This window comes from Microbacterium testaceum StLB037, from assembly GCF_008763945.1.
GTDB classification, from domain to species: domain Bacteria; phylum Actinomycetota; class Actinomycetes; order Actinomycetales; family Microbacteriaceae; genus Microbacterium; species Microbacterium testaceum_G.
On record NZ_VTQH01000001.1, the window covers coordinates 1,316,081 to 1,337,046 of the forward strand.

21 protein-coding genes are annotated in these 20,966 nt (G+C 68.6%); 13 read left to right on the top strand and 8 right to left on the bottom strand.

Translation table 11 applies throughout. The annotated features are described in order from the left end of the window. Nucleotides 1–11: 11 nt before the first annotated feature. On the top strand, nucleotides 12–1,439 hold the full coding sequence (locus tag F9B98_RS06160) for a CCA tRNA nucleotidyltransferase (RefSeq protein WP_150954332.1): 1,428 nt from the start codon (nucleotides 12–14) through the stop codon (nucleotides 1,437–1,439). A gap of 344 nt (nucleotides 1,440–1,783) precedes the next feature. On the opposite strand, the gene F9B98_RS06165 is transcribed toward F9B98_RS06160, so the two are convergent. Both F9B98_RS06165 and F9B98_RS06170 read right to left on the bottom strand, forming a co-directional pair. After that, nucleotides 1,784–1,969 (bottom strand): hypothetical protein, encoded by a 186-nt coding sequence (locus F9B98_RS06165; RefSeq protein WP_150954335.1) that lies wholly within the window; start codon nucleotides 1,967–1,969, stop codon nucleotides 1,784–1,786. Beyond that, the gene (locus F9B98_RS06170) at nucleotides 1,966–2,298 is read right to left on the bottom strand and encodes a PadR family transcriptional regulator (RefSeq protein WP_225310285.1); all 333 of its coding nucleotides are present in this window, start codon (nucleotides 2,296–2,298) and stop codon (nucleotides 1,966–1,968) included. Before F9B98_RS06170 ends, F9B98_RS06165 begins: the two co-directional genes overlap by 4 nt. Before the next feature lie 149 nt (nucleotides 2,299–2,447). Here F9B98_RS06170 and F9B98_RS06175 point away from each other — a divergent pair, with 149 nt between their 5' ends. The 7 genes from F9B98_RS06175 (at nucleotide 2,448) to F9B98_RS06205 (ending at nucleotide 8,714) form a co-directional block, all read left to right on the top strand. After that, nucleotides 2,448–2,858 (top strand): hypothetical protein, encoded by a 411-nt coding sequence (locus F9B98_RS06175; RefSeq protein WP_225310241.1) that lies wholly within the window; start codon nucleotides 2,448–2,450, stop codon nucleotides 2,856–2,858. Nucleotides 2,859–2,938: 80 nt separating this feature from the next. Continuing rightward, complete coding sequence (locus F9B98_RS06180; RefSeq protein ID WP_150954344.1) at nucleotides 2,939–4,225, top strand: GAF domain-containing protein; 1,287 nt, start codon at nucleotides 2,939–2,941, stop codon at nucleotides 4,223–4,225. Between the two features lie 79 nt (nucleotides 4,226–4,304). Next, nucleotides 4,305–4,829 (top strand): hypothetical protein, encoded by a 525-nt coding sequence (locus F9B98_RS06185; protein WP_150954347.1) that lies wholly within the window; start codon nucleotides 4,305–4,307, stop codon nucleotides 4,827–4,829. Between the two features lie 372 nt (nucleotides 4,830–5,201). Next, on the top strand, nucleotides 5,202–6,752 hold the full coding sequence (locus tag F9B98_RS06190; protein WP_150954350.1) for an aldehyde dehydrogenase family protein: 1,551 nt from the start codon (nucleotides 5,202–5,204) through the stop codon (nucleotides 6,750–6,752). Between the two features lie 114 nt (nucleotides 6,753–6,866). Continuing rightward, nucleotides 6,867–7,259, top strand: a complete 393-nt coding sequence (locus F9B98_RS06195; RefSeq protein WP_150954353.1) for a DUF779 domain-containing protein — start codon at nucleotides 6,867–6,869, stop codon at nucleotides 7,257–7,259. Between the two features lie 482 nt (nucleotides 7,260–7,741). Further along, nucleotides 7,742–8,431 (top strand): hypothetical protein, encoded by a 690-nt coding sequence (locus F9B98_RS06200; RefSeq protein WP_150954356.1) that lies wholly within the window; start codon nucleotides 7,742–7,744, stop codon nucleotides 8,429–8,431. A 7-nt stretch (nucleotides 8,432–8,438) separates the two neighbouring features. Beyond that, nucleotides 8,439–8,714, top strand: coding sequence for a hypothetical protein (locus F9B98_RS06205; protein ID WP_150954359.1), 276 nt, complete (start codon nucleotides 8,439–8,441; stop codon nucleotides 8,712–8,714). A 128-nt stretch (nucleotides 8,715–8,842) separates the two neighbouring features. Here F9B98_RS06205 and F9B98_RS06210 read toward each other — a convergent pair whose 3' ends face one another. From F9B98_RS06210 to F9B98_RS06230, 5 genes are all read right to left on the bottom strand, one after another. Continuing rightward, complete coding sequence (locus F9B98_RS06210; protein WP_150954362.1) at nucleotides 8,843–9,448, bottom strand: response regulator transcription factor; 606 nt, start codon at nucleotides 9,446–9,448, stop codon at nucleotides 8,843–8,845. Further along, entirely contained in the window at nucleotides 9,445–10,557 is a 1,113-nt protein-coding gene (locus F9B98_RS06215; protein ID WP_150954365.1) for a sensor histidine kinase, read from the bottom strand. Before F9B98_RS06215 ends, F9B98_RS06210 begins: the two co-directional genes overlap by 4 nt. Before the next feature lie 19 nt (nucleotides 10,558–10,576). Next, nucleotides 10,577–11,374 (bottom strand): ABC transporter permease, encoded by a 798-nt coding sequence (locus F9B98_RS06220; protein ID WP_150954368.1) that lies wholly within the window; start codon nucleotides 11,372–11,374, stop codon nucleotides 10,577–10,579. Next, nucleotides 11,371–12,306 carry an ABC transporter ATP-binding protein gene (locus F9B98_RS06225; protein WP_150954371.1) on the bottom strand — a complete coding sequence of 312 codons (936 nt, stop codon included), beginning with the start codon at nucleotides 12,304–12,306 and terminating at the stop codon, nucleotides 11,371–11,373. Before F9B98_RS06225 ends, F9B98_RS06220 begins: the two co-directional genes overlap by 4 nt. An 83-nt stretch (nucleotides 12,307–12,389) precedes the next feature. After that, a complete protein-coding gene (locus F9B98_RS06230; RefSeq protein ID WP_150954374.1) occupies nucleotides 12,390–13,220 on the bottom strand; it encodes a class I SAM-dependent methyltransferase in 831 nt (276 codons plus the stop codon). Nucleotides 13,221–13,321: 101 nt separating this feature from the next. Between F9B98_RS06230 and F9B98_RS06235 the strand changes: the two genes are divergently transcribed. Both F9B98_RS06235 and F9B98_RS06240 read left to right on the top strand, forming a co-directional pair. Continuing rightward, on the top strand, nucleotides 13,322–14,263 hold the full coding sequence (locus F9B98_RS06235; protein ID WP_150954377.1) for an ATP-grasp domain-containing protein: 942 nt from the start codon (nucleotides 13,322–13,324) through the stop codon (nucleotides 14,261–14,263). Continuing rightward, nucleotides 14,256–15,569: an O-acetylhomoserine aminocarboxypropyltransferase/cysteine synthase family protein gene (locus F9B98_RS06240; protein ID WP_150954380.1), complete on the top strand. Its 1,314-nt coding sequence runs from the start codon at nucleotides 14,256–14,258 to the stop codon at nucleotides 15,567–15,569. Before F9B98_RS06235 ends, F9B98_RS06240 begins: the two co-directional genes overlap by 8 nt. Nucleotides 15,570–15,608: 39 nt before the next feature. Here F9B98_RS06240 and F9B98_RS06245 read toward each other — a convergent pair whose 3' ends face one another. Then, on the bottom strand, nucleotides 15,609–16,670 hold the full coding sequence (locus F9B98_RS06245) for an LLM class flavin-dependent oxidoreductase (RefSeq protein WP_225310242.1): 1,062 nt from the start codon (nucleotides 16,668–16,670) through the stop codon (nucleotides 15,609–15,611). Between the two features lie 125 nt (nucleotides 16,671–16,795). On the opposite strand from F9B98_RS06245, the gene sfnG reads away from it, so the two are divergent. The 3 genes from sfnG (at nucleotide 16,796) to F9B98_RS06260 (ending at nucleotide 20,964) form a co-directional block, all read left to right on the top strand. Further along, on the top strand, nucleotides 16,796–17,926 hold the full coding sequence (sfnG, locus tag F9B98_RS06250; RefSeq protein ID WP_150954383.1) for a dimethylsulfone monooxygenase SfnG: 1,131 nt from the start codon (nucleotides 16,796–16,798) through the stop codon (nucleotides 17,924–17,926). Between the two features lie 208 nt (nucleotides 17,927–18,134). Continuing rightward, nucleotides 18,135–19,769 carry an ABC transporter substrate-binding protein gene (locus F9B98_RS06255; protein ID WP_150954386.1) on the top strand — a complete coding sequence of 545 codons (1,635 nt, stop codon included), beginning with the start codon at nucleotides 18,135–18,137 and terminating at the stop codon, nucleotides 19,767–19,769. A 121-nt stretch (nucleotides 19,770–19,890) separates the two neighbouring features. Beyond that, on the top strand, nucleotides 19,891–20,964 hold the full coding sequence (locus F9B98_RS06260; RefSeq protein WP_150954389.1) for an ABC transporter permease: 1,074 nt from the start codon (nucleotides 19,891–19,893) through the stop codon (nucleotides 20,962–20,964). Nucleotides 20,965–20,966: the final 2 nt, after the last annotated feature.

A 20,966-nucleotide genomic window follows, 5' to 3' on the forward strand; every position in this document is an offset into this window, starting at 1 on the left:
GGCTCGAAGGCATGCTGAACATGGCTGAGGGTCTCGCGCGCCTCGAGGAGCTCGCCGCGCATCCCGTGGTCGCCACTCTCGCTCGCGTCTTCGCGGAGGCCGGTCGCGACCTGGCGATCGTGGGCGGGCCCGTTCGAGACGCGTTGCTCGGTCGCGTCACGCACGACTTCGACTTCACGACCGATGCGCGGCCGGATGAGATCCTCGCTCTGGTGAAGCCCGTCTCGAGCGTGCAGTGGGACGTGGGCCGGGCGTTCGGGACGATCGGCGCCCGGGTGAAGGGCGAGCAGGTCGAGATCACCACCTACCGCGCCGACAGCTACGACGGGGTCACGCGCAAGCCGACCGTCGAGTTCGGCGACACGCTCGAGGCCGACCTGAGCCGGCGTGATTTCACCGTCAACGCGATGGCGCTGCGGGTTCCCGCCCGCACCCTGGTCGACCCCACCGGCGGTGTCGAAGACCTGATCGCGGGGCGCCTTCGCACCCCCATCGACCCCGCGGTGAGCTTCGGCGACGACCCGCTGCGCATGCTGCGCGGGGCCCGCTTCTCGTCGCAGCTCGACTTCGCCGTCGACCCCGGCACCCTCGACGCCATCCGCGAGCTGCGCTCCTCGCTGCAGATCGTCAGCCCCGAGCGGGTGCAGGCCGAGCTCGTGCGCCTGTTGCAGACCGACGATCCGGTCCGCGGCATCCGGGTGCTCGTCGAGACCGGGCTGATCGAGGAGTTCCTGCCCGAGGTGCCGGCGCTACGCCTCGAGGTCGACGAGCACCACCACCACAAAGACGTCTACGAGCACTCGCTCACGGTGCTGCGCCAGGCGATCGCGCTCGAGAAGCAGCGACACCCGGATGCCGCTCCCGATGTGCCCCTGCGCCTCGCCGCCCTTCTGCACGACATCGGCAAGCCCGCGACCCGCCGGCTCGAGGCGGGCGGTGGTGTGACCTTCCACCACCACGACATCAAGGGCGCGCGCATGGCGCGCAAGCGCCTGCAGGCTCTGCGGTTCGACGCCGCGACCACGACGGTGGTCACGCGCCTCGTCGAGCTGCACCTGCGCTTCTTCGGCTACGCCGAGGGGGCGTGGACGGATGCCGCGGTCAGACGCTACGTGCGCGACGCGGGCGACGAACTCGAGCGCCTGCACATCCTGACCCGTGCCGATGTGACCACGCGCAACAAGCGCAAGGCTCAGCGCCTGGCATCCGCGTACGACGACATCGAGGCGCGCATCGCGGCGCTCCGCGAGCAGGAGGAGATCGACGCGATCCGCCCCGAGCTCGACGGCAACCGCATTCAGGAGGTCCTGGGACTGAAACCCGGGCGCGAGGTGGGCGAGGCGTACCGGTTCCTGCTCGACCTGAGGCTCGATGAGGGCATGCTCGGCGAGGACGAGGCCGAGAAGCGCCTGCGGGAGTGGTGGGCGGCGCGGGGCTGAGCTCCTCGGCTTGCGGTGCGGCCGGGGGTCGCGCTGCGCGGCGCGCCTCGCGCCGTACGTGACGGCTCGGGGTGCCCGGCAGGGCCGTGCGCTTGGGAAGTGCCCGGTTCGGGGCGCCGTTCGCGGCCCCGGGGTGCCCGGCAGGGGCGTGCGCGCGGGAAGCGCCCGGTTTGGGGCGCCGTTCGTGGCCCTGGGGCGTGGTTCGTGGCACCGGGGCCACGAATGCGCGGGGGTGACGGCGCGGGGCGTGATTCGCGCGCCCCGACGCCCGAATCACGCCCCGCGCCTTAGCGGTCCGTCCTCCTCGTCGCGGCCCTGGTCGAGGGCTGCGACCACGAGGTGGGTCAGGTCGATGCTGATGATGCGCGGCTGATCGTGAGATCCATCCCGGCTTCGGCGGCCTGATCGGCGAGGTCGGCCTCGAGACCGTCAAGCAGATCGTCGGCCTCCTCGACCGGTAGATCGTCGAGGTGTGCGCGGACGGCCGCGGCGAAGGTGCGGATGTCGTCATGGACGGTCGTCGTGATCATCGTGCGTCTCCGATCGTGCGCAGCTTCGGGGTGGGTGTGGTGTCGTCGAGCAGGTTCGTCATGGCGGAGGAGAAATGCGTCCAGCTGGAGCGCTGCGCGTCGAGCAGCTCGCGGCCCTGCGGGTTGATCGCGTAGTACTTGCGGTGCGGCCCGCCCTCGGACGGCACGACGTAGCTCGACAGCGCGCTCGCGGAGTACAGCCGCCGCAGCGTGCCGTACACCGAGGCATCCCCCACCTCGCCGAGCCCCGCTTCGCGCAGGCGCCGCACGATGTCGTACCCGTACCCGTCGTCGTGCTGCACCACGGCGAGCACCGCGGCATCCAGCACCCCCTTCAACAGCTGCGTCGTTCCATGCCCGCATCGATCTCGCGGAGGGAACGTCGGCGCTACTGCCGCTGAGCGACCTGGCCCGGATCGACCCCGCGACCGCGCGGGAGGCCCTCTCGAAGTACGACGACACCCCCGAGCGGCAGCGGTTGCGCGACACCGTCATCCCGGGTCTCGAGCGGTCGTGGACCGAGGTGGTGTTTTTCTCCCCCGTGCATCCGCACGCGATCTGGCGGGCGTGGCGCGAGATCCGGGGTCGGGAGCGGCCGCCGGTGCAGTTCTGGGCCATCCCCGCCGCCGACCTCCCCGAGGGGACCGTCGTGCTCGACCGGGCATGGACCGCCGTGGGCGATCCGATCGACCCGCGCGAGGTCCGCCCCTTCGACCGCGCGTCGCACCGGGCGGCCCTGACCACGACAGCAGCGAATCGCGCCTGGCTCGAAGAGATGGCGCGCCGGAGGGTGAGCGGGGCGTGGTTCCATGGCATCCCACACGTTCTTGCTCCCGGGCCGGTGCCGCTGGAGCGCGCTCGGGTCGTGTCGTGGGAGGTCGCGCCGTAGCTCGGGTGCACCTGGCCCTCCCGCCGCGGCACCGCCCGACCTACACTGGACCCACCTCCGTCACTGCCGATGGGAGTTCCGTGTCCTCTTCATGGTCGCGTCCGGCCGTTTCCCCCGAGACCTCGGGTCTGCTCATCGCGCGCGCCCACGAGGAGCTCATCGCCGGGAACGACGACCGGCGCCTCGACGACGTGCGGCCGCTGGTGAAGGATTCGTGGCGGAGGTCGCTGGCATCCCTCGTCGGTCCGGAGGGACTCCCCTCGCTCGATCTGGCGAGCACCGAGCTGGAGGCGTATCGCCGCGGGCACCCGCTGGCGGGGGTGATGGACATGGTCCGCTCGCTGCTGCTGCCGGGCACGGCGGAGGAATCCGGTGTCGTGGTCGCGGTCGGAGACGCCGCGGGTCGACTGCTGTGGGTCGAAGGCGACCGTCACATCCGGACCCTGACCGGCGACATGGGCTTCGTGGCGGGGGCGAATTGGGCGGAGGATGCCGTGGGCACCTCGGCCCCCGGAACGGCTCTCACCCTCGATAGGTCGGTGCAGATCCGCGGCGCGGAGCACTTCAACCGCCTCGTGCAGCCGTGGTCGTGCACCGCGGCGCCCGTGCACGACCCCGAGACGCGGGGACTCCTCGGCGTGATCGACGTGACGGGTGGGCCCGAGGCCGTGACCCCCCAAGCCCAGTTGCTGGTGGATGCCACGGCCCGAGCGATCGAGAACGAGATCCTCGTCGCGCGGCTGCGCGCGCAGCAGGCTCCTCCCCCGCGTCGATCGGCGCCGGCGCGGACGCTGCTGCGCATCCTCGGTCGGGATCGCGCCCTGCTGGAGGTGGGGGACGCGGCGGTCGAGCTCAGCGCGCGGCATGCCGAGATCCTGCTGCTGCTCGCCGTGCACCGGGAGGGGCTGTCGGCCGAGGCCCTGAGCGAGGCCGTGTACGGACACTCCGCGGTCGAGACGCTGCGGCCCGAGATGGTGCGGCTGCGGCGCGCCCTGGTGCCGGTCGCTCCGCGTCTCGTGCCCTCGTCGCGGCCGTACCGGCTGCCCATGAGCCTCGAGACCGACGCGCAGCACGTGCTGTCGCTGCTCGACCGCGGCGCGCACCGGGTGGCGCTGGCGGCGTATGCCGGTCCGGTCCTGCCCGAGTCGGAGGCCCCGGGCGTGGTGGAGGTGCGCGAGTCGGTGCGTTCGACGCTGCGCGAGGCACTCATCGCCGAGGCGGGGGTCGATGTGCTGCTCGCCTACGCCGAGACCGCCGATGCGCGCGACGACGAAGAGGTGCTGCGCCTCTGCCTGGAGCTGGTGCCCGCCCGCTCGCCGAAACGTGCGGGTCTGGTGGCCAAGCTGGAGCGCCTCGAGCGAGAGTGACACTCCGCGCTGGCTCTGTCTCACCAGGGGATTTCCCGAGAGCGTCCCCGATGTCGGAGGCCCTCGTTACGCTGAACATATGGACGAAAAAGCGCTCGACATCTTCTCGGCAGCTCGCGCCCGTCGCGACGTGGGGCGCATTCGCGAAGCGCTCGCCGAGGTGAAGGCGGGCGACGTCGCCCGCGTCATCGTCCGCTCCCCGCGCTACGGCCTGTACGCGCTCGAGGGCACCGCGCGCATCGGCGTCGGTGGTCAGCCGCTCGTCGGCGACGTCATCCTCGCCACGAGCGCCGAGATCCAGCGCATCGACCTGGGTATCGACGCCCCGCAGCCGGCGCTCGACGCCGACGTCGTCGACCCCTCGACGCTCCCCCACGGCACACCCGTGCGCGTCACCTTCCTCACGCCCACGCACCAGACGTTCGCTCTCACGGGTCCGATCACCGCGGGCAACGACCGCTTCCTCCTCGTCGGCAGCTGGATCGTCGCCGACGACCGCACGATCGCCCCGCGCGTGCAGAGCATCGAGCGCCTCGACGACGTCGACCTGCACGAGGTCAACGTTCCCCCGCTGCGCTCGGTCCTCGCCGACGCCGACGCGTAGACCGCGTTCGCGGGAACGGATGTTGTGGCCTGAGGGTCGCGGCATCCGTCGTTCTGGCCCGGGTTCCGTCCCGCCGTCGTAGCGCCCGTGCCTCGAGCTGACACGTTCTCGTCGAGATCACACGTTGTTCGCGGCAAAAGCGTGTGATCTCGCGCGGATCGTGTGATCTCGGGGCCGAGCCCGCGCCGCCCCCGCGCACCGCCCCCGCGCGCCGCCCCCGCGCGCCGCCCCCGCGCGCCGCCCCCGCGCGCCCGCACCGCACCCGCGCGCCCGGGCGCCCCGTGCAACCCGATGCAACCTCCCCCGGCGTACCGTCGGCGCATCGCCGCCCGAAGCCGTCGCGGCGACTCATGACCGTCGAAGGAGACACGCATGACCATCGTCGAAGAAGGCGTCTCGAGCGTCTACGCCGCACCCGGAACCCGTGGGGCCGTCGCCGAATACCGCTCGCGGTACGGGCACTACATCGGCGGCGAGTGGGTCGAGCCGCACAGCGGAGAGTACTTCGAGAACATCACCCCCGTCACCGGCAAGCCGTTCTGCGAGGTCGCCCGCGGCGACGCGCACGACATCGACCGAGCGGTGGATGCCGCGTGGAAGGCGTTCGCGAGCTGGAAGAAGACCACACCGGCCGAGCGCAGCGTCATCCTGAACAAGATCGCCGACCGCATCGAGGAGAACCTCGAGAAGATCGCCGTCGCGGAGACGTGGGAGAACGGCAAGCCGGTGCGCGAGACCCTCGCGGCCGACATCCCGCTGACCGTCGACCACTTCCGCTACTTCGCGGGCGTGCTGCGGGCGCAGGAGGGTTCGCTCAGCCAGCTGGACGAGAACACCGTGGCGTACCACTTCAACGAGCCGCTGGGCGTGGTGGGTCAGATCATCCCGTGGAACTTCCCCATCCTCATGGCCGCGTGGAAGCTCGCCCCGGCCCTCGCCGCGGGCAATTGCGTCGTGATCAAGCCGGCCGAGCAGACTCCGGCATCCCTCCTCTTCCTCTTCGACATCATCGGCGACCTGCTCCCCGCGGGTGTCGTGAACATCGTCAACGGCTTCGGAATTGAGGCGGGTGCGCCGCTCGCGCAGCACAAGCGGATCCGCAAGATCGCCTTTACGGGCGAGACCACGACCGGGCGCCTGATCATGCAGTACGCGTCGCAGAACCTCATCCCCGTCACGCTCGAGCTCGGTGGCAAGAGCCCCAACGTGTTCTTCGAAGACGTCGCCCTTCACAACAACGACGCGTACTACGACAAGGCGCTTGAGGGCTTCACGATGTTCGCGCTCAACCAGGGCGAGGTGTGCACGTGTCCCTCGCGGTCGCTGATCCAGCGGTCGATCTACGACCAGTTCCTCGGTGACGGCCTCGAGCGCGTGAAGAAGGTGCGTCAGGGCAACCCGCTCGATCCCGAGACGATGATCGGCGCGCAGGCCTCGAACGACCAGCTCGAGAAGATCCTGTCGTACATCGACATCGGCACGCAGGGCGGGGCGAAGCTGCTCACGGGCGGTGAGCGCGTCGACCTCGGCGGCGATCTGTCGGGCGGGTACTACGTCGCTCCGACCGTGTTCGAGGGCACGAACGACATGCGCATCTTCCAGGAGGAGATCTTCGGCCCCGTGCTGTCGGTGACGTCGTTCGACGACTTCGACGACGCGATCTCGATCGCCAACGACACGCTCTACGGCCTGGGTGCCGGCGTGTGGAGCCGCAGCGGCGACACCGCCTACCGTGCCGGTCGCGCGATCGAGGCGGGCCGCGTCTGGACGAACACGTACCACCAGTACCCCGCGCACGCGGCGTTCGGCGGATACAAGCAGTCGGGGATCGGCCGCGAGAACCACCTCAAGATGCTCGACCACTACCAGCAGACGAAGAACCTGCTCGTGTCGTACGCCGACGGAGCGTTGGGCTTCTTCTGAGTCGCAGCGGCGCCGGGGTTTTCCCGGCGCCGCGTTCCCCCAATGTCCCACTTTTGGTCGCTCGAGGACCCTGCAGACAGCCGGAAGTGGGACATCCTCTGAAAGGAATGGGACATGGCCGAGCTTTCTCGCGTCGATGTGACAGATGCCGCGGCCGCGCTGCTGCGCGAGCTCACGGTGAAGCACGGGCCGCTGATGTTCCATCAGTCCGGTGGCTGCTGCGATGGCAGCTCCCCCATGTGTTACCCCGTGGGCATGTTCCTCACTGGGCCCAGCGACGTGCACCTCGGCGACATCGACGCGGGTCTCGACGACCCCATCGAGGTCTACATGTCGGAGTCGCAGTTCGAATACTGGAAGTTCACCCACCTGACGATCGACGTCGTCCCGGGCCGCGGCGCCGGCTTCTCGGTCGAGGGCCCGACGGGCATGCGCTTCCTCATCCGCTCCCGGATGCTGACGGAGGAGGAGGCGGAGGCGTTCGGGGTGGGTGCTCCGTCCGCGTAAGGCTGGCTCGCCATCGTCTGTCCCGCACATAGGAGGTCAGTGCGAAGCACACGACGAGCAGCGGAATCGCCGGCGCGGCATCGTAGGCCAGCCCTGCGACGAGGAATCCGGTGAGACCGACGGATCCCGCGCCAACCCAGTAGGTGAGGGGACGCATCGGGTCGACGAGCACACCCCATCCGATGCCGATCAGGCAGAGATAGACGCCGATGACGATCGTGGAAACCTGCACGTGGACTCTCCTGATCATGACGTGACGCGTGACATCAGGGTGGCAGTGCTCGTTCCTAGGAGAGCCGCACTTCACCCGTCCGAAGGATGCAAATCAGCCGGCGGGTCTCACGTGTGCGGTGCTTCACCGCGAGATGACGCGATGTGCCTGTCGGCGTGCAGGCATCGGACGACCGTCGAAGCCGGCGCAAAACGGCCGGGTGAAGTTCCCTAGCGGAAGCATGCATACATGTGCAGAATGTGCACTGCTCGTGCCTGCTGTCTATCAACTAGGAGAAGCGGTTACTGCCCCGCCTGCCGCCAGCCCTCTGACCATCGCGATTCCCACCGATGCCTCGGACGGTGTTTCGCTGGCCGCGGGCGACTTCGAGATGACCATTGGCCTGCCGAACGCAAGCGAGGCCACCTCCGCAACGCGAGCTGCGAACGGTGCGGTCGCTTATCCGTCCGACGGTGACAGTGCGAACGCCGTCGTTCCGGTCCGAGGTGGAGTGCAGTTGCTTTCCGTGATCGAGAACCGCGACGCCGATGACAGCTACTCCTATCCCGTCACCGTTCCGGCGGGGAACGTTCTCGCGACTACACCAGACGGAGGCGCACAGATCGTCGACGAAGAGGGCGTTGTGAAGGTGAGTTTTGAGCCCGCTTGGGCGAAGGACGCAACAGGCAAGAGCATCCCTACTCGTTACACCGTCAGCGGCAATGTCCTCACGCAGATCGTCGACCATCGCGAGACATCTGACGTCACCTATCCCGTCGTTGCTGATCCACTGCCTGTGATCCTCATCGTTGTCACCGCGGCTGCTGCGATCATCGTGGCTGCTGCGGCGCTCGGCATAGCCACCTGGATTGTCATCAACTGGTGGAACTATTGCCGGGCCCGGGGCAAGTACCCGCAGTTGTCGACGCGCGGCGGCTTCACGGCGAGATGCGTGAGTTGAACGGCCGATGAGCGGCGATCGCGTTTTCGTGGCTGTGTGCTCCCTGACCGTGTCGATCGGCCTCACCGCAATCGGAGCATTCGGTCTGGCCGCGTGGGCGTTCGGTTCGGCAACCACGATACGGCTGCCGTTGGTCGCGACATTTCATGGCTTCGAGGAGAAGGATGGAACGCACGCCGTCACAATTGACGCGTCGTGGATGGGCGTGACCGTCGTCATCCTCGTCCTCGCGGCGCCGCTCCTCGCGGCGGTAGTCACTCGTTGCGGTCGGCCCGCGGATTAGGTGAGCGCGCGGCGTATTGAAGGTGGGGCTGACAGTGGGTCCTCGGGCCGTCCGGGGACCCACGCTCCGCGCGTTGTGCATGCGCGGAGGGAGCGGAAGGAGCTGCACTCGCCCTGGGCTCGGTTCCGCTAAAGCCACCCGCGCTCCACAGCCACCCGCACGGCGTCCGCACGATTGCGCCCGCCGGTCTTGCCGATCGCGCTCGACAAATGGTTCTTCACCGTGCCCTCCGAGAGGTGCACGGTTCGCGCGATGTCGGCGATCGAGCCGCCGTCGCGGGCCGCGGCGAGCACGTCGGTCTCCCGCTCGGTCAGCGGGGAGTCCCCCTGCGCCAGCGACTCGGCGGCGAGAGCGGGGTCGACCACGCGGAACCCGGCAGAGACCCGCCGCACCGCGTCGGCGAGCTCGGCCGCGGGGGTGTCCTTCACGACGAAGCCCGAGGCGCCGGCCTGCATGGCCCGCGCCAGGTAGCCGGGGCGTCCGAAGGTCGTGACGATGAGGGCACGGCATCCGGGAACTTCCGCGCGCAATCGAGCGGCGGCGGCGATCCCGTCGATGCCCGGCATCTCGATATCGAGCAGGGCGACGGTGGCCTCCGACGTGCGGGCCGCGTCGACCACCTCGTCGCCGCGCCCGACCTGGGCGACCACCTCGATGTCGGGCTCGAGCCCGAGCAGCGCCGCGAGGGCGCCGCGCACGAGGGCCTGATCGTCGGCGATGAGCAGTCGGATCACCACGCCACCTTCACCTTGAATCCACCCAGGTCGCTGCGACCGATGGTCAACCGCGCTCCCGAGGTCTCGACGCGTTCTCGGAGTCCCGTGAGTCCCGAGCCGGTGGATGCCGTGGCCGCCGGGCCGCATCCGTCGTCGGCGACCTCGATCGAGCGGTTGTCGAGTCGCACGCGGCAGGCGCTCGCGCCCGAGTGACGAATCACGTTCGTCACCGCTTCGCGCACCACCCACCCGGCAAGCTCGCGGCGGTCAGCGGGCACCTGGTCGGTGGAGCCGGGCAGGTCGGCGGAGACGCCCGCGCTCTCCAGTGCGGCACGGGCCGCGGCCAGCTCGCCGCTGATGCTCACGCCGCGGTAGCCGTGCACGGTCGCGCGTACGTCGGCCAAGGCTCCGCGGGAGAGGCCCTCGATCTGGGCGATCTCGTCGCGGGCCGCCGGGGAGCCGGCATCCATCAGCCTTCCGGCGAGTTCTGCCTTGACGGCAATTACCGTCAGCGAGTGGCCGAGGATGTCGTGGACGTCGCGCGCGACGCGTCCTCGCTCCTTCTCGGCGGCGAGTTCGGCGATCTGAGCCTGCGCGTCGCGCAGGCGCTCGAGGGTCGAGATGTTGTGCATGAAGCTGAACATCATGATCGAAATCGAGAGGATGATCGCCGAGTTGAGCACGCTCGTGAAGGTGTCGGCATCCGTCCACTCCCCCACGGCGAACGAGAGGCCGCTCAGCACGCCGACGGTCGTCCACACGGTCCGGCGGCCCATGCGCGAGACGGCGACGGCGACACCCACGAACGTCCACAGCCAGCGCACGTCGGCGCCGAGCCACGGCCAGAGCGACAGACTCAGCGCGAAGAGCGCGACGGGCAGAAGCAGCCGGCGGCTGTATGACGGCGTGCGGCGCGAGAGGGGCGCGGTCGCCATGAACAGGGCCGCGAACACCACGATGATCGCGGTTCCCAGCACCCGCGGGGCCAGACCCGGCTCTTCCCAGAGCGTGAGCAGCGTCGGAAAGGTCCAGATCAGCGAGATCGACGAACCGATGAGCCATCCGCGCTGAAACGGACGACGGCCCGGAACGATCGCTCGCTCCGGGCCGGTCGTCGTCGTGCTCACGTCGTTCACCCTAGGCGTGTCAGCCGCGACGCGTGTCGCGACGGAAGAAGTACACGGTTCCGGCGACGAAGACCGCGAGCCAGACCACCGCGTTGATCAGGGCGCCGAGGTCGAAGCCGTCGCCCGTGAGGGGCGAGCGGGCGAGCTCCCCGATGCCGTACACCGGCGTCAGCTTGCCGATGGCCTGCAGGAAGTCGGGCATCGACGACAGGGGGAAGAACAGCCCGCCGAGGAACGACAGCAGCACCACCGCGAGGCTCGTGATCTGCGCCGCGTTCTCGCCCGGCACCATGTACCCGACCATCAGGCCGAGGGTGGTGAAGACGGCGCCCGCGAGCACCCAGGCGGCGAGCCCCGTGACGATCCACTGCACCGGGGCGAGCTGTACGCCCGCACCGGCGGCCACCGCGTAGGTCGCGATCACCGCGATCAGGCCGAACATCATGCCCGCGAGCATCTTGACGACGACGTTCGAGACGGGGTTGAGAGGGGTGAGCCGCAGCTGCCGCGACCAACCCTGCGCGCGCTCGACCGCGACCGACGCCCCGGTCTGAGTCGCCGACATCATGGTTCCGTACATCGCCATCGAGACCATGATGTACGCGGCCACCGACACTCCCCCGGCCGCCAGCGGGGTATCGGTCAGCGGCACGTCGAGGGTCTGGAATCCGACGATGAAGAACATCAGCACGGGGAATGCGACGGTGAAGAGAATGCTGCGCGGATTGCGTAGCTTGCGCACCAGTTCGATGCGCAGATAGGTCAGCGTGAAGCCGCCCATCGCGGGAAGCGGGCGGTCGAGGGCGATGGCGGTCATCGGAGTGATCCATTCGAGACGAGGTCGGATGCCGAGGGCTCGGCGGTGAGCGTCAGAAAAACGCTCTCGAGGTTCTGGGCGGTGATCTCGAGATCGCGCGCCGAGGTGGAGGTGAGCAGGTGACGCGCCAGGGCGTCGGAATCCCGCGTGTGCACGGTGATGCGCTCGCCGGCGGCCTCGACCGAGTCGACGCCCGGAACAGCCGCAAGCGCCGTGAGATCGGCATCCGGAAGCGTCACCTGAACGACCCGCCCCGAGACGAGATTCTTGATCTCGGTGGTGCTGCCGTCGGCCACGATCTGCCCGCCGCGCATCAGCACGATGCGGTCGGCGTACTCGTCGGCCTCATCGAGATAGTGCGTGGCGAACATCACGGTGCGTCCGCGGGCGGCATCCGCCCGGATCGCGTTCCAGAACGAGCGGCGAGCCTCGACGTCCATGCCGGTGGTCGGTTCGTCGAGGATCAGGAGGGCCGGGTCGCTCACGAGCGCCATCGCGAAGCGCAGTCGCTGCTGCTCGCCGCCCGAGCACAGGCCCACCTTGCGGCGGGCGAGATTCCGGATGCCGGCACGCTCGAGGGCCTCGTCGACGGGGCGCTTCTCGGCGAACAGGCTCGCCGTCAGCTCCACCGTTTCGCGCACGGTCAGGTCTTTCAGCAGTCCGCCCGACTGGAGCACCGCCGAGACGAGGCCACGGGCGACGGCCCCGCGGGCGCTGTGGCCGAACACCTCGATGCTGCCGGCGTCGGGGGTGGTCAGGCCCAGGATCATGTCGATCGTGGTGGTCTTGCCCGCGCCGTTCGGGCCGAGGAAGGCCACGATCTCGCCCGGTCGGACGGTGAGGTCGACGCCGCGGACGGCGTGGACGGAGCCGAAGCTCTTGACGACGCCCCGCGCGTCGATCGCGGCGGGGGTGGGGGTGGAGGAGGTCATGTGTTCATGCTGGCCTCGGGGCGCTCGCCGCACATCGGACGGCCGTCACCATTCGGGGGTGACGTTCGTCATGGGTGGATCCGCTACGCCACCTTCGTCGCCCTGATCGTGTAGCTGAGCGGCACGACAGACGGCTGCTCGGTCAGCGCGTATTCGCCGTCGGGGCGTTGGGTCATGCGGCCAGGAAGTGCCTCCCACGGCACGCTGTCGTGCTCGACCAGGGCGTCGAGGCGCAGGCCGCGATCGAGCAGGGCGGTGACGATCTCGCCGAGCCCGTGATTCCACTCGTACGTCCGCGTCGACGTCAGGGGCGCAGCCACCTCGACATAGGTGCTGTCGTCGTCCCACTCCAGCGGCGCAGCCTGCTCGAAGTAGGGGAACGCCAGCGACAACCCCGGCAGCTCTTCGTTCATCGCCCACAGGACGGGGTGCCCCTCGCGGATGTGCAGCGTGCCGCCCGGAGCGAGCAGTTCGGCGACGACTCCTGCCCACTCGGTGATCGAGGGCAGCCAGCACAGCGCTCCGATACCCGTGTAGACGAGGTCGAACGACCCACGAGGCAGCACCTCGGGAGCGCTCCGAACGTCCGATCGGACGAAATCGACCTCGACCCCGGCCTCTTCCGCGAGTCGTCGCGCCTCGGCGACGGCGTTCTCCGAGAAGTCGAGACCGGTGACCTTCGCGCTCAGTCGTGCCAGCGACAGGGTGTCGGTCCCGATGTGGCACTGCAGGTGAACGGCCCGCTTGCCGGTGATGTCGCCGAGCAGCGGTCGGTCGAAGCGCACCACGTCCGACAGGGCGTCGGCGTCGTCGACATAGCGCTGGATGCCGTATCCCGAGCCGTCCCGGGCGGCGTGCAGCGTCGCGCGCTCGTCCCAGTTGGCGCGGTTGGCGTCGATGTAGTCGGAGGTCATGGCATCCCTTCTGAAGATCCGAGCATAGGGATGCCGGGACCCGGTGTCGCCGCGTGACGCGGGGTCGGCGCGATGTCGGAGGTGCGGGTTAGCCTGGCGTCATGTCGGGCAAGGTATATGTCATCCACGAGAACCCCCAGTGGATTCCGCCGTTCGCGGCGGCGTTCGAGGCGGAGGGCGTGCCGTTCGAGGAGTGGCTGCTCACCGACGGGTCGATCGATCTCGCGGTCGAGCCGCCCGAGGGCGTGTTCTGGTCGCGGTTGAGCGCGTCGGCGCACACACGCGATCACGCGCACAGCAAGGAGTTCGGCCGTGCCGTCCTGCGGTGGCTCGCATCGTGGGGCCGCACGGTGATCAATGGAGCCGACGTGCTCGAGCTCGAGGTGAGCAAGGTGGCGCAGCACGCGGCGCTGCGTCACGCGGGCATCGACGTTCCGCGCACCGTCGCGGTCTTCGGCACAGACGATCTGGTCACGAAAGCGCGGGAGTTCGGCGCGCCCTTCATCAGCAAGCACAACCAGGGCGGCAAGGGCCTCGGGGTGCGTCGGTGGGACACCGTCGACGAGTTCGCGGCCTGGGTCGGCGGTGCCGACTTCGAGCCCTCCCCCGACGGCATCACGCTCCTGCAGGAGTTGCTGGTCGCCCGGGCTCCGTTCATTACGCGCGCCGAGTTCGTCGCGGGCGACTTCGTCTACGCGGTGCGCGTCGACACCAGCGCGGGCAGCTTCGAGCTGTGCCCGGCCGAGGCGTGCGCGGTTCCGGGTGCCGACGGCGTCGAGCCCGAGCCCCTGTTCCGTCGCCGCGACGACGTCGACCCCGCGCTCATCGACCGTTACCTCGCGTTCCTCGCGGCGGAGGGAGTGGGCATCGCCGGCATCGAGTTCATCGAGACACGCGACGGCCGCACCGTCACCTACGACGTGAACACCAACACGAACTACAACCCCGATGTCGAGGCCACGGCACCCCGTTCCGGACCCCGCGAGATCGCCCGCTGGCTCGGTTCGCTCCTCCCGCAGGAAGCGGTCGGTCTGCGTGGCTGAGGCTGCTCCCCCGCACTCCGACTGGCAGGGCTTCGGGTTCGCCACCCGGCAGGTGCACGCGGGCGAGGTCGAAGACCTCACGCACGGATCGCGCATCACACCGGTGCACCTATCGGCCGCGTACCGGTTCGATTCCTTCCAAGAGGCGACCGACCGGTTCGCCGGCGCAGACCTGGGCCACCTTTACTCGCGCAACGCGAACCCCACCAATCAGGTGGCCGAGGCACGTCTGGCATCGCTCGAAGGCGGTTCGGGCGCGATCGTCGTCGGCTCGGGCCAGGCGGCGATCACCATCGCCCTGCTCGGTCTCGCGGGCAGCGGCGAACACATCGTCTCGACGGCGAGCATCTACAGCGGTACCCGGGTGCTGTTCGACCGCACGTTCGCTCGCATGGGCGTGACGGTCGAGTACGTCTGGGATCCCACGGACGAAGCGGAGTGGGACGCCCTCATCCGCCCCGAGACCAAGGCGATCTTCACCGAGACGCTGCCGAACCCCAAGAACGATGTCGTCGACATCGACGCCGTTGCTCGCGTCGCGCGGCGCCACGGCATACCCCTCGTCGTCGACAACACGATCGCGACGCCCTTCCTCATCCGACCCATCGAGCACGGGGCAGACATCGTCGTGCACTCGGCAACGAAGTTCCTCTCCGGACACGGTGCGAACCTCGCGGGTGCGGTGGTCGATGGCGGAACGTTCGACTGGGCTGCATCCGACCGCTCCTATCCCGCCCTCACCGACACCGCCATCGCCGGGCACGCCTCATACGTCGAAGCCTTCGGTGCGCGCGCGTTCGAGCTGTCGCTGCGTTTCGGTATCGCGAACGACACGGGTCCGGCGTTGTCGCCACTGAACGGCTTCCTCCTGCAGCAGGGCATGGAAACCCTGTCGGTCCGCATGCGGCAGCATCTCGCCAGCGCCCGCACGATCGCGGAGTGGCTCGAGGGGCACGCGGCGGTCGAAAGCGTCGACTTCGCGGGGCTCCCCTCGCACCCTCAGCATGCGCTCGCGATGCGCGACTACGACGGCCTCTCGGGCTCGGTGTTCTCGTTCACCGTGCGCGGGGGCCGACCCGCCGCGGAGCGGTTCTTCGACGCGCTGCGCCTCTTCAGTCGCATGACGAACATCGGCGACACCCGGTCGATGGCGTTGCACCCCGCGACGACGACCCACCTCGGCTTCACGCAGAAGACGCGGGACCGTCTCGGCATCGGCGACGGTCTGATCCGGCTGTCGATCGGCCTCGAAGACGCGGAGGACCTCATCGCCGATCTGGATCAGGCGCTCCGCTCGGCGTCCTAGGGTCGGCGCGCGTGGCGAGTCCCCGCGGCGCCAAGCGCGTCAGGCGTCGCGCAGCGCCTCCAAGCGGCGGACGCGCGGGATGACCTCGGCGGCGAAGCGCTGCATCTCGGGGAGGTGCGGCGAGAACTGCAGCAACAGGGTCGAGACGCCGACGTTCGCGAAGGCGACGATGCGTTCCGCGACCTGATCGGGCGTTCCGACGAGGTTGGGGCGCAGGCCGCGGTTCGATACCGAGTACTCCTTGAGGTCGACCTGGGTGTCGAGCTTCGACTTGCTCACGAAGTCCTGGTACGAGCCATAGGCCGCTCCCCCGCGCACGTCGGTGATGCGGTCGATCTCGGCCTGAGCCTCTTCTTCGGTGTCGCGCACGACGGCGTAGGCGGCCATGCCGAACGCCTCGAACGGCGTCGCGCCGGCCTCCGCGCGACGCCGGCGCATGTCGGCGACCTTCGTCTCGAGCTCTTCGAGCGTCCCGCCGTGCGTGAGGTACGCGTCGGCGAAGCGCGTGATCGCGGTGCGGCCGGCTTCGCTCTCACCGCCCGCGTACAGGCGCGGCTGCACCTGCGGCTTGGGTTCGGTGTAGGTCCCCTCGGTGCGGTAGTACTCCCCCTCGTAGGCGAACGGGGTCTGCGACCACAGGCCGCGCAGCACCTGGACCCATTCGATGGTGCGGGCGTAGCGATCGTCGTGCGCGCTGAAGAGGCCCTCGTACTGTTTGGCCTCCTCGGCCCACCACGCCGAGACGACGTTGAGGGTGAAGCGACCGCCGCTGATCTCGTCGATCGTGGCGGCCTGCTTCGCGGTGTGGAACGGGTTGTGGAAGCCCGGCCGCACGGCGGTCATGAGCTCGAGCGTCGACGTCACCGCCGCCAGTCCCGCGGTCACCGCCCACGCGTCGAGCGACGGCGCCTCGACGCCCTTGATGTCGTTGAGGTTCAGCTCGGGGATGAGGGTCAGGTCGAAGCCACCCTCTTCGGCAGCGCGGGCGATCTCGGCGATATGGGCGAACGACACCGGCGTCTGCTCGTCATCGACGTTGCGCAGCCATCCGCCGAAGATGGGGGTCCAGTAGCCGAAACGCACGCGCTGGGGGGAGGTCATGGCATCCATCCTCACCTGGCTTGCGTCGCCCTGCGTCACGCGGCGAAACGGTCCGTCACATGTCGTTGACCGATGGCCGAAGCGGTGCGAGGTTGGCCGGGTTCCGATCCCGCGAGGAGGGCCCCATGACCGATTCCACTCCCACCCACGAGCCCCTGAAGTTCGCCTACTGGGTGCCCAATGTCAGCGGCGGTCTCGTGATCAGCTCGATCGAACAGCGCACCGACTGGGACTACGACTACAACGTGAAGCTCGCCCGCACGGCCGAGCGCGTCGGGTTCGAGTACGCCCTGAGCCAGGTGCGGTACGCCTCCAGCTACGGCGCCGCGCAGCAGCACGAGTCCACCTCGATCAGCCTGGCTCTGCTGCTGGCCACCGAGAAGCTGAAGGTCATCGCCGCCATCCACCCCGGGATCTGGCATCCCGCGGTCTTGGCGAAGTTCATCAACACGGCCGACCAGTTCTCGCACGGGCGCGCGGCGGTCAACGTCGTCAGCGGCTGGTTCAAAGACGAATACACCGACTTGGGCCTCGAGTGGCTCGAGCACGACGAGCGGTACGAGCGCGCGGCGGAGTTCATCCAGGTGCTGCGGGGCCTGTGGACCGAGGAGAAGTTCTTGTTCCACGGGAAGTACTACGACATCACCGATTTCACGCTGCGGCCGTTCCCGTATGAGGTGCCGGGCCGGGCGCACCCCGACATCTTCCAGGGCGGAAACTCTACGGCGGCGCGCTTCAACGGCGGCGCGTTCTCGGATTGGTACTTCTCGAACGGCAAGGACTTCGACGGCTTCACCGAGCAGTACGACGACGTGACGCGCATCGCGGCCGAACACGGTCGACGCACGCGCTTCGGGCTGAACGGGTTCGTGATCCAGCGCGACAGCCGCGCCGAGGCCGAGGCTCAGCTGCGTGAGATCATCGCCCACGCCGACGCGGGTGCCGTAGAAGGGTTCCGCAAGAGCGTGCAGGAGGCGGGCAACGCGACCGCGGACAAGAAAGGCATGTGGGCCGACTCGAGCCTCGACGACCTCGTGCAGTACAACGACGGGTTCCGCACGCAGCTCTTCGGCGACGCGCAGCAGATCGCCGAGCGGATCATCGAGTACAAAAAGCGCGGCGTCGACCTGTTCCTGCTCGGCTTCCTGCACTTCCAGGAGGAGCTGGAGCGCTTCGGTGAGACGGTCATCCCGATCGTGCGCGAGCTCGAAGCGGATCTGGAGCGCACGGGAGACCCGCTCGAATTCGCGAGGTGAGTGCGTATGTCGCATTCCGCATATGGCACGACAGCGAGCGGGGGGTCACCAGCGGGTGAGGCGATGGTGAGGGACTGAGTCGCACCTCCCTTGGGTTTCGGTCTCGTAAATATGCGCGTGAGGGCTTTGTGAGCGGCGGGAATCGGACTTAGATGTCCGAAGGACTGCGGCATCTGTCGCAATCGTCACTTCACAGCAGAGGTAAAACATGACACTGCACAACAGTGGACGCGGCCGTCTCGGCCTCGCTCTCGGCGCGTTGGGCGTTTCGGCCCTCGTTCTCGCAGGTTGCTCCGCCGGCGACGGCGACAACTCCTCGGGCGGCGGCAGCTCGACCGACCCCCTCGTCATCGGCACCACCGACAAGATCACCTCGATCGACCCGGCCGGCTCGTACGACAACGGCTCGTTCGCCGTCATGACGCAGATCTACCCGTTCCTCATGAACAGCCAGTACGGCACGTCGGAGGTCACCCCCGACATCGCCGAGTCGGCCGAGTTCACCTCGCCGACCGAGTACACGGTCAAGCTCAAGTCGGGCCTGAAGTTCGCCAACGGCCACGACCTGACGTCGTCCGACGTGAAGTTCTCGTTCGACCGCCAGGTCGCGATCAACGACCCGAACGGCCCCGCATCGCTGCTGGGCAACCTCGACAGCGTCGCGACCCCCGACGACACGACCGTCGTCTTCACGCTGAAGAACGGCAACGACCAGGTCTGGCCCCAGATCCTGTCGAGCCCCGCCGCCCCCATCGTCGACGAAGAGGTCTTCTCGGCCACCGCCGTCACCCCCGACGACACCATCGTCGACGGCAAGGCCTTCGCCGGTCAGTACACGATCGAGTCGTACAAGCCCAACGAGCTCATCTCGTACGCGCCGTACGCCGACTACGCCGGTTCGCTCCCCAAGGCGGCCAACGGCGGCATCTCGACGAAGTACTACGCCGACTCGTCGAACCTCAAGCTCGACGTGCAGTCGGGAGCGATCGACGTCGCCTACCGCAGCCTGAGCGCGACCGACGTCGCCGACCTGCAGAAGGACGACGCGGTCAAGGTCGTCGACGGTCCCGGTGGAGAGATCCGCTACATCGTCTTCAACTTCGACACCATGCCCTACGGCACGAAGACCGCCGACGCCGACCCCGCCAAGTCGCTCGCGATCCGCCAGGCCGCGGCCGACCTCGTCGACCGTCAGGCGATCGCCACCGACGTCTACAAGGACACCTACTCGCCGCTGTACTCCTACGTCCCGCAGGGTCTCGCGGGCGCCAACGAGGCGCTCAAGGACATGTACGGCGACGGCAACGGCAAGCCCGACGCCGCCAAGGCCAAGGCGACCCTCGAGGCGGCGGGTCTCACCACCCCCGTCACGCTGAACCTGCAGTACAACGGCGACCACTACGGCCCCTCGTCGGGTGACGAGTACGCCGCGGTCAAGGCGCAGCTCGAGGCGGACGGCCTGTTCACCGTCAACCTCGCGCAGACGGAGTGGGTGCAGTACACGAAGGACCGCAAGGCCGACGCCTACCCCGCTTACCAGCTCGGTTGGTTCCCCGACTACTCGGATGCCGACAACTACCTCACCCCGTTCTTCTCGAAGGACAACTTCCTGCTGAACCACTACGACAACGCCGAGGTCCAGAAGCTGCTCGTCGACCAGGCGACGCAGACCGACAAGACAACGCGTGAGCAGGAGATCGGTCAGATCCAGGACAAGGTGGCCGCCGACCTGTCGACGCTCCCGCTGCTCCAGGGCAAGCAGGTCGCGATCGTGGGCTCGAGCGTCGAGGGTGCCGTCCTCGACGGGTCCTTCAAGTTCCGCTACGCACCGCTGCACAAGTAAGACCGAATCGGCGCCTCGCGCGATTCCGCACACCCGACGACCGGGGGTCACGTACCCTCGGTCGTTGGGTGAGAGCGGAGCGACGAGGCGCCGTTCCCCCTTCGAGTGAGGTCCCTCCCGTATGGTCACCGCCGTCGACGCTGCCGACATCGCCAAACCCGTCGCTCCCAAGGGCGGAGGACTGTGGCGCTACATCCTGGTCCGTCTGCTCCTGATCATCCCGACGGTGTTCATCCTCGTCACCGTGGTTTTCGTGCTCATGCGCATCACGGGCGACCCGATCACCGCCGCCCTCGGCGGCCGCCTTCCCCCCGATCAGCTCGAGGCCCGCATCGCCCAGGCCGGGTACGACCGACCGCTGATCCTGCAGTATTTCGAGTACATCGGCGGCATCCTCCGCGGTGACTTCGGTACCACGCTCACCGACAACCGCCCGGTCATCGAGATCCTGCTGCAGTACGGCTCCGCCACCCTCGAGCTCGCGATCTACGCACTCTTCGTGGCGCTGCTCATCGGCATCCCGTTCGGTCTCATCGCCGCGTACAAGCGCGACCGCTGGCCCGACGCGACCCTGCGCATCGGGGCGATCCTCGGCTACGCGACCCCCATCTTCTTCGTCGGCCTGCTGCTCAAGCTCGTCTTCTCGGTGTGGCTGAGTGTCCTGCCGGTCGCCGGCCGCGCGAGCACCCGCACCGAGCTCAAGTTCGGCACGCTCGACAACCCCACCGGCATCTACTTGATCGACGCGATCCGTCTCGGCGACGGCGCGGCCGTGGGCGACGTGCTGATCCACGCGATCCTGCCCGGTGTGGCTCTCGGCATCCTGACGGCGGGGATCTTCCTGCGTCTGGTCCGCACCAACGTCATCGGCACGCTCGGCGCACAGTACGTCACTTCGGCTCGTTCGCGCGGAGTGGGGGAGTACCGCCTGGTCACCAAGCACGCCTACCGCCCCGCCCTCATCCCGATCATCACCGTGATCGGCCTGCAGATCGCCCTGCTGCTGTCGGGCGCGGTGCTGACCGAGACGACCTTCGAGTGGAAGGGCCTGGGCTTCATGCTCAGCGAGTACCTCAAGGCGCGTGACTTCGTCGCCGTGCAGGGCATCGTCGTGATCATCGCCGTGCTGGTCGCCTTCACCAACTTCCTCGTCGACGTCATCGCGGCGATCATCGACCCGCGAGTGAGGTACTGAGA